The organism is Streptococcus sp., assembly GCF_041802885.1.
In the GTDB taxonomy this organism is placed as follows: Bacteria; Bacillota; Bacilli; order Lactobacillales; family Streptococcaceae; genus Streptococcus.
On record NZ_JBHCHN010000003.1, the window covers coordinates 1 to 6,705 of the forward strand.

Sequence of the window (6,705 nt, forward strand, 5' to 3'; positions counted from 1 at the left end):
CAGGAAGAAGTCTTGGATGGCGAGATTGAAGCCCTGATTGCGGAACGCCAAGAAGCGCGGGCCAATCGGGATTTTGCGACAGCAGACCGTATTCGAGATGAATTGGCTGCTCAAGGCATCAAGCTTTTGGATGCCAAGGATAGGATGAGGTGGATCCGTGGCTAAAGCAGTGGATGTCAATCTCATCAATGGCATTGCCCTGGCTTTTGAGGGGGATGCGGTCTACTCCATGTATATCCGCCGCCATCTGATTTTTCAAGGGCAAACCAAGCCCAACCAGCTCCACCGCCTGGCCACCCACTATGTGTCCGCCAAGGCTCAGGCCATGCTGATTACGCTTATGCTGGAAGAAAACCTTCTGACAGAAAAAGAGCAGGAAATCTATAAGCGGGGCCGAAATGCCAATGCCAACACCAAGGCCAAAAATACCGACATCATCACCTACAAGATGTCCACAGGTTTCGAGGCCGTCATGGGCTACCTCCACATGACCGAACAGATCGAGCGCTTGGAGGAGTTGATTGATTGGTGTATTGCAGCCGTTGAGAATAGAAAAAAATAGTTTTCACAACGAAAACTATTTTTTCTTGACTATGACCTTAGGTCATCCTTTATACTCCTCTTGTAAAGGAGAAAAATATGAACATTAAATTGATTCGCTCAGATAAGGTTTATCGAGAATTATTAGAAATGCCAATGGCAGAAAGAAGAAACTATTTTAAAGAGGAAATATTAGCACCTTTTAAAGAAAAATTTTACAAACAGGGCATTCCTTTTGAAGCCAAACAAGAGGGAGGTTTTGATATTATGATGTTATTGAGCTGGATGCACTTCATGCCTGAAATGCTGACAGCGCAACAACTGCCCCTGATTAATCGTTTAGATGATTCTGTTTGGCAAAGTTACGAAAGAGCCATTCGAGACAGTTTGGCGAGATTTGGTTCGGTCAAATTGCCTGTCCAAGATTATACTTTTACAATCTTGCTGGCTCAGACGACGGCTCCCATGTTGCAAATCAATGATGGTTATAGTGGGGATGGTGGGATTCCGGGCTATCTATTTTTATCATTGGTCCCCAATGAGCATACCTTGTCCCGCCTGCCATCAGCCTTAGCTCATGAAGTCAATCACAATGTTCGCTATCAATTTGTTGACTGGGATGGTGGTTCACTCAAGGAAATGCTGGTAGCAGAAGGCTTAGCCGAGAATTTTGCTGTCCAGATGTATGGCAAGGAAAATCTAGGTCCTTGGGTCAGCAAAACCAGTCTGGATACACTCAATCAGGTCATCAAACCCTTCTTACACAATCATTTAGACGTTAAGGGTGTGCAAAAAATCACCGCCTACCTCTATGGTGATGAAATAGCTGCCTTGATGGGGCAGGAAGGTGTTGGCATGCCTTACTGTGCAGGTTACGCCTGTGGCTATTATCTGATACAATATTATTTGGAAAAGACAGGAAAAACCATCGAAGAAGCAAGTCTCATACCGGCTTCGGAAATTTTAGCGGAGGTAGAAGAATTTTGGACAGAAACTACACGATAAAGGAAATAATGACCATCACAGGTTTGACCAAGAGGACCCTACATTATTATGATCGGGTTGGATTATTGCCAGCAGAAAAATTAGAAAATGGCTACCGTAGCTATTGTCAGGAAGACTTGATTCGCCTGCAGAAAATTCTCTTTCTAAAGGCTTTGGATTTTTCTATTAAGAACATTCAGAGCCTGATTGAATTGACTGATGAGGATCTCCGTCCCATCCTAGAAAAACAAGAGCAAGCCTTTGCCTTGAAAATCAAGGAGCTGCAAGAAAAAGAAAGACAATTACAGGCCTTTCTGTCTGGCCAGCCTCTCTTGGATTTAGACATGTTAGAAAAGCCTCTCTCAGCTCAATATGAGACGGAAGCAGAAATGCGGTATGGTGATACTTTAGCCTATCAGATCTTCCAAGAACGTCAGGAAAAGCAGGACGCAAACCAGAGGCATGTTGACCAACAACGCTTGGAACAAGTTTTTCAGCTCTTTAGTCAACAGACACATCTCCCCTATGATGCTCCCGAAGTAAAGCAGTTAGTGGAGGAATGGCGACGGGCTCTGCTTGCCTTTAGTGACTTTAGCGACCAGGTCTTGGTTTATATTGCGCAAACCTACGAAGATGACCCTAGGTTCAAGCAGTATTTCCAAAAATACGGCAATCCAGACTTACCAGCTTTTATCAAAAAAGCAGTTAAAGCACATTTGGGCACAATCTGATGACTACAATCCTTATCTGATGAATAGGTGATATCACTATTATGGACAGGAAAAATCGATAAGGTGGTTTTTTCTTGGTTAAAAAGGGGAGCTGTGCCCCTGAAAGAGAGCATATTTCTTGTAGAAACAGCCCTTTTACCGAACATTATCCTGAATATTCTGAAAATATGTCGCTATTTCTGTTCTTATGTGCTAAAATAGTTTTGGATAATGAAGACGGATGAGGAGGTAAGTTATGAATACAAGTCAAGTTGAAAACAGTAGTCGTCGTTTTAAACCTTGGATTAGAGCTTTAATTCTCTTTCTTGTTTACGAGTTTTTAACCATCGGGTTAGCCTTTCTGATAAACTCGCTCTTCTCACCTCAGACTGAGCTTCAGATCAATATTGTGAGAGCTGTGATGTGCCTGATTTACACATTGTCTATCTTGCTTTTGTTAAAAGTTGTTGACCGCAAACCTATTTCCTACTTGAAGCTACAAGTCAATAAAAAAGGTTTGATTGGCTTTATAGTAGGTACTATCATTACAGGTCTTGTGGTTGTTGGGGCAGCTTTTTTAGCTCCGCTGATCTTTAAGGAGCAGCTAGCAGTGCCAGATGACAGAGGTTGGAACATGTTTTTTTCAGCCTTCATGGCAGCTTATGTTCTTCAAGGATTTCCTGAGGAATTAGCCTATCGGGGCTACCTAAACCAAACTCTGGAGAAAAAACCGATTCCTACCATCCTGATATCGGCCTTGCTCTTTATGGCTATGCATTGGAATCATTTTTTTACTTATCAAGGAATATTAGCATTCTTTGAATTTACATATCCTTTTGCTTTTGGTCTACTGGCAGGTGTTTTACTTTACTGGACAGGAAGCACTTGGGCGGCAGTTGCGGTCCATGGAGGGATTCATATTTTTGATACTATTACAGATAATTTTGGGATGTTGAATGGCAGTTATCGCACATTGTTAACTAGTTTTTTGATGATCTTGGTTTCTGTAATTATTATTCTGAAAAATCCTGAAAAATTCCGTTGACTGGGGTTTGACAGACAACCCATATGAAGTTTTCATTATCCGAGGAAAGTCATCAAAGAGTTGGTGGCTTTTTGAGTAGAAAGAGAGAAGGTTGAACTCGTTTCCTTATCTAGTAGGATTGGTCGAAAAATGGTATAATGGATTTGATTTTATAAGGAGAATATGATGAAGGCAGTAGGAAAAGCAAGCGGAAAGATTATTCTAATGGGAGAGCATGCGGCAGTCTATGGTCAGCCGGCGATTGCTCTACCTTTTTCTGCTGTGCAAATCCAAGCAACGGTCACTGATCAAGGTCAAGCCTTGTCAGTATCCTGTGATTTCTATGATGGCCTGGTCCATCAGATGCCCAAGATTTGGGAAAGTCTCAAGCATGCTATCCGTTTTTCTCTCTACCGTATTGGAGCGCCTAGCGATCCGGCCATTCATGTTCAGATTGATTCAACCATCCCAGCTGAACGGGGGATGGGGTCCAGTGCAGCGGTGGCTGTTGCGGTGGCCAGGGCTCTTTTTGCTTTTTATCAAAAGGATTTGAGTAATCAAGAACTTTGGGACATTGTCCAATCTTCCGAAAAGATTGCCCATGGCAATCCATCTGGTATCGATGCAGCCACCACCAGCGGAAAGCAGCCTGTCTTTTTTATTAAAGGCCAAGTTATTGAGCCCCTGAACTTGCACTTAGATGCCTATCTGGTTGTGGGGGATTCTGGGAAGATGGGGCATACTCTGGAAGCAGTTTCGGATGTGGCCACACTCTATCAGGATCAACAAGATGCCAGGCTCTGGATAAAAGAACTAGGTGACTTGACTAGACAGGCGAAGAAGTACTTGGCTTCTGGTCAAGTCCAGGCTCTGGGTCAGGTCATGAATCAGGCTCACTTGCTCTTACAAAAATTGGGTGTTTCGGATGAAAAACTGGATTATTTAGTGGATGTGGCCCATGTCCAAGGTGCCCTGGGTGCCAAATTGACAGGTGGAGGTCGCGGTGGCTGCATGATTGCTTTGGCTGCCAACCAACATCAAGCAGAAAAAATTGCCCAGGCCTTAGAAAAATCAGGAGCCTGCCAAACTTGGATACAATACTTAGGAGAATAAGATGACGCAAGCTGTGGGAATTGCCAGAGCACATACTAATATTGCTCTTATTAAATACTGGGGCAAACGGGATAAGGACTTGTTTTTACCCATGAATTCGAGTTTATCTCTGACCCTAGAGGCTTTTTATACAGATACCAAAGTAACTTTTGATGATGAGTTAACAAAAGATATTTTTTTGTTAAATGGAAAAGAGCAATTTGAAAAAGAAGTTGTAAAAATTTCTCATTTTTTAGATTTATTTTGCGAATATATAGGTAAGAGACCTTTTGCTCGTGTCGAAAGTATCAACTTTGTTCCAACTGCTGCCGGTTTGGCCAGCTCGGCCTCAGCTTTTGCAGCCCTGGCCCTAGCAGTTGCGGATGCTCTGAAACTAGATATGACACGGCAAGAACTGTCCACCTTTGCCAGACGAGGTTCAGGCTCTAGCACCCGCAGCCTCTTCGGCGGTTTTGTTGAATGGGATATGGGAACTTCTTCGGAAGATTCCATGGCTCATCCTGTGGATGATGCAGACTGGGATATTGGTATGCTAGTCCTAGTTGTGGATAGCCAAGAGAAAAAGATTGCCAGTCGGATTGGCATGGAGCATACGGTCCAAACATCTCCTTTTTATCCAGCCTGGATTGAGACCGCCAGAGAGGACTTGCAGGCTATGAAGGCGGCGATTGCCGAGAAGGATTTTGAAACCCTGGGTCGGATCACCGAGCACAATGGTTTCAAAATGCACGCAACGACACTATCAGCCAATCCCCCTTTTACCTACTGGTCAGCGGATTCTCTTTTGGCTCAGGAGGCTGTCAGACAGGTGAGAGAAGAGTTACAAGTCCCCGCCTACATGACCATGGATGCTGGACCAAATGTCAAAATTCTCTGTCGGGCCAGTGATATGGGGCGTTTGCGGAAAGCCTTATCAATTCATTTTCCAGCCGAGAACATCATTTCTAGTCTACCTGGCCCAGCTGCCTACGTTTTATCTGAGGCAGACTGGCAACAGTCTAAAATGCGATTGACAGAAGGAAATCACATATGAAGGTTCAAGTATCAGCCCCAGGGAAGCTCTTTTTAGCTGGAGAGTATGCAGTAGTGGAAGCTGGTAATCCGGCTATGATTGCTGCCATTAACCAATATTTGACCGTCACCATTGAAGCCAGCAATAGCGGTACGGTTTTTTCCAGTCAGCAGGGAATAACGATCCCTTGGGAACGAAGTGGCGAGGAAATAGTGACCCAGACGGCCACTTCCTATGCCCTCATCTTTTCAGCCATGGGAGTGGCTGAAGCCTATGTGCGGGCCCTGGGGCAGCAGACAGCTGCTTTCTATGCCCTGTCGGTTGACAGTCAGCTAGATAACAGTCAGTCTGGTACTAAATATGGTCTGGGCTCATCAGGGGCTCTTACGGTAGCGACAATAAAGGCTGTTTTGGCTTATTATGGCCAGGAGGTGAATGCTTATCGGCTTTATCAACTGGCAGCCTTGTCTCAGCTGCAACTGGGGATGGCGGGGTCCTTTGGTGATTTGGCAGCTTCCAGTTATGGCGGAGTCATTGCCTATCATTCCTTGGACCGCGACTGGCTCAAAGAGCTTCTGGAAGAACATACTCTTTTAGAAATCTTAGATATGCCCTGGAAGGATGTGAACATTGAACGCTTGTCCTTGCCAGGCACCCTGTCTCTGTTGATTGGCTGGACTGGCCAGGCTGCCTCGACAGACTCCCTAGTCAACCAGGTCGGCCAAGGCCGCAGTCAGGATGGGAAAGAAAGTAGCCATCGGGATTTTTTGCAAAAGAGTAAGTCCTGCCTGGGAGGCATCATTCAGGCCTGCCAGCAAGGGGATGCGGAACGTTTTCAAGCGGGTATCGCTGAAAACCGCAGACTCCTGCAGGAATTTGCCCGCAAGATGGGCTTAAACATTGAGACTCCTGCCTTAGCGAAACTGTGCCAGTTGGCTGAGGAGGAGGGGGCGGTCGCCAAGTCATCCGGTGCTGGTGGTGGTGATTGCGGAATCGCTTTTGCTAGCCAAGTCCAACAAGCTGAGAAGATTCATCACAAATGGCGGTCGGCGGGGATTTTACCCCTCAACTTGAACCTAGCTGATGAGATGAAATAGAAATAGTTTACATAAGGAGTTCAGAATTGAAGATAAGCGATGAATTGTTACATTATAGTGTTTGGGGGCATGACCGCAAGGACCAGCATGTGATGTTGGCTAGTCAGCAGTACAATAGAGAGTCTGCTCCAGATTTTGAAGCGACCCGCTTTGTTCACCAATCCTTGCCTCAGTTGAAGGTTCAGGATGTGGATTACTCGACTTCTGTTGCAGGCTTGGACTTGC

General features: G+C 45.0%; 7 protein-coding genes and 2 pseudogenes. All 9 read left to right on the top strand.

What is annotated here, in order from left to right; genetic code table 11:
• A pseudogene (locus ACEYCN_RS00445) lies at nt 1-165 on the top strand (cysteine--tRNA ligase); the annotation flags it as partial.
• Nucleotides 158-562 carry a Mini-ribonuclease 3 gene (locus ACEYCN_RS00450; protein WP_373712341.1) on the top strand — a complete coding sequence of 135 codons (405 nt, stop codon included), beginning with the start codon at nt 158-160 and terminating at the stop codon, nt 560-562. The pseudogene ACEYCN_RS00445 and the gene ACEYCN_RS00450, both read left to right, overlap by 8 nt.
• 77 nt (nt 563-639) lie before the next feature.
• Nucleotides 640-1,545: a DUF2268 domain-containing protein gene (locus ACEYCN_RS00455; protein ID WP_373712342.1), complete on the top strand. Its 906-nt coding sequence runs from the start codon at nt 640-642 to the stop codon at nt 1,543-1,545.
• A gap of 8 nt (nt 1,546-1,553) precedes the next feature.
• Nucleotides 1,554-2,255: a MerR family transcriptional regulator gene (locus ACEYCN_RS00460; RefSeq protein ID WP_373712343.1), complete on the top strand. Its 702-nt coding sequence runs from the start codon at nt 1,554-1,556 to the stop codon at nt 2,253-2,255.
• Between the two features lie 235 nt (nt 2,256-2,490).
• Nucleotides 2,491-3,279, top strand: coding sequence for a lysostaphin resistance A-like protein (locus ACEYCN_RS00465; protein WP_373712344.1), 789 nt, complete (start codon nt 2,491-2,493; stop codon nt 3,277-3,279).
• A 165-nt stretch (nt 3,280-3,444) separates the two neighbouring features.
• A complete protein-coding gene (mvk, locus tag ACEYCN_RS00470; protein ID WP_373712345.1) occupies nt 3,445-4,371 on the top strand; it encodes a mevalonate kinase in 927 nt (308 codons plus the stop codon).
• 1 nt (nt 4,372) lies between these two features.
• Nucleotides 4,373-5,404, top strand: coding sequence for a diphosphomevalonate decarboxylase (gene mvaD / locus ACEYCN_RS00475; RefSeq protein WP_373712346.1), 1,032 nt, complete (start codon nt 4,373-4,375; stop codon nt 5,402-5,404).
• Nucleotides 5,401-6,480: a phosphomevalonate kinase gene (locus ACEYCN_RS00480; protein ID WP_373712347.1), complete on the top strand. Its 1,080-nt coding sequence runs from the start codon at nt 5,401-5,403 to the stop codon at nt 6,478-6,480. Before mvaD ends, ACEYCN_RS00480 begins: the two co-directional genes overlap by 4 nt.
• 26 nt (nt 6,481-6,506) lie before the next feature.
• Nucleotides 6,507-6,705 (top strand): annotated as a pseudogene (locus ACEYCN_RS00485) (type 2 isopentenyl-diphosphate Delta-isomerase); the annotation flags it as partial.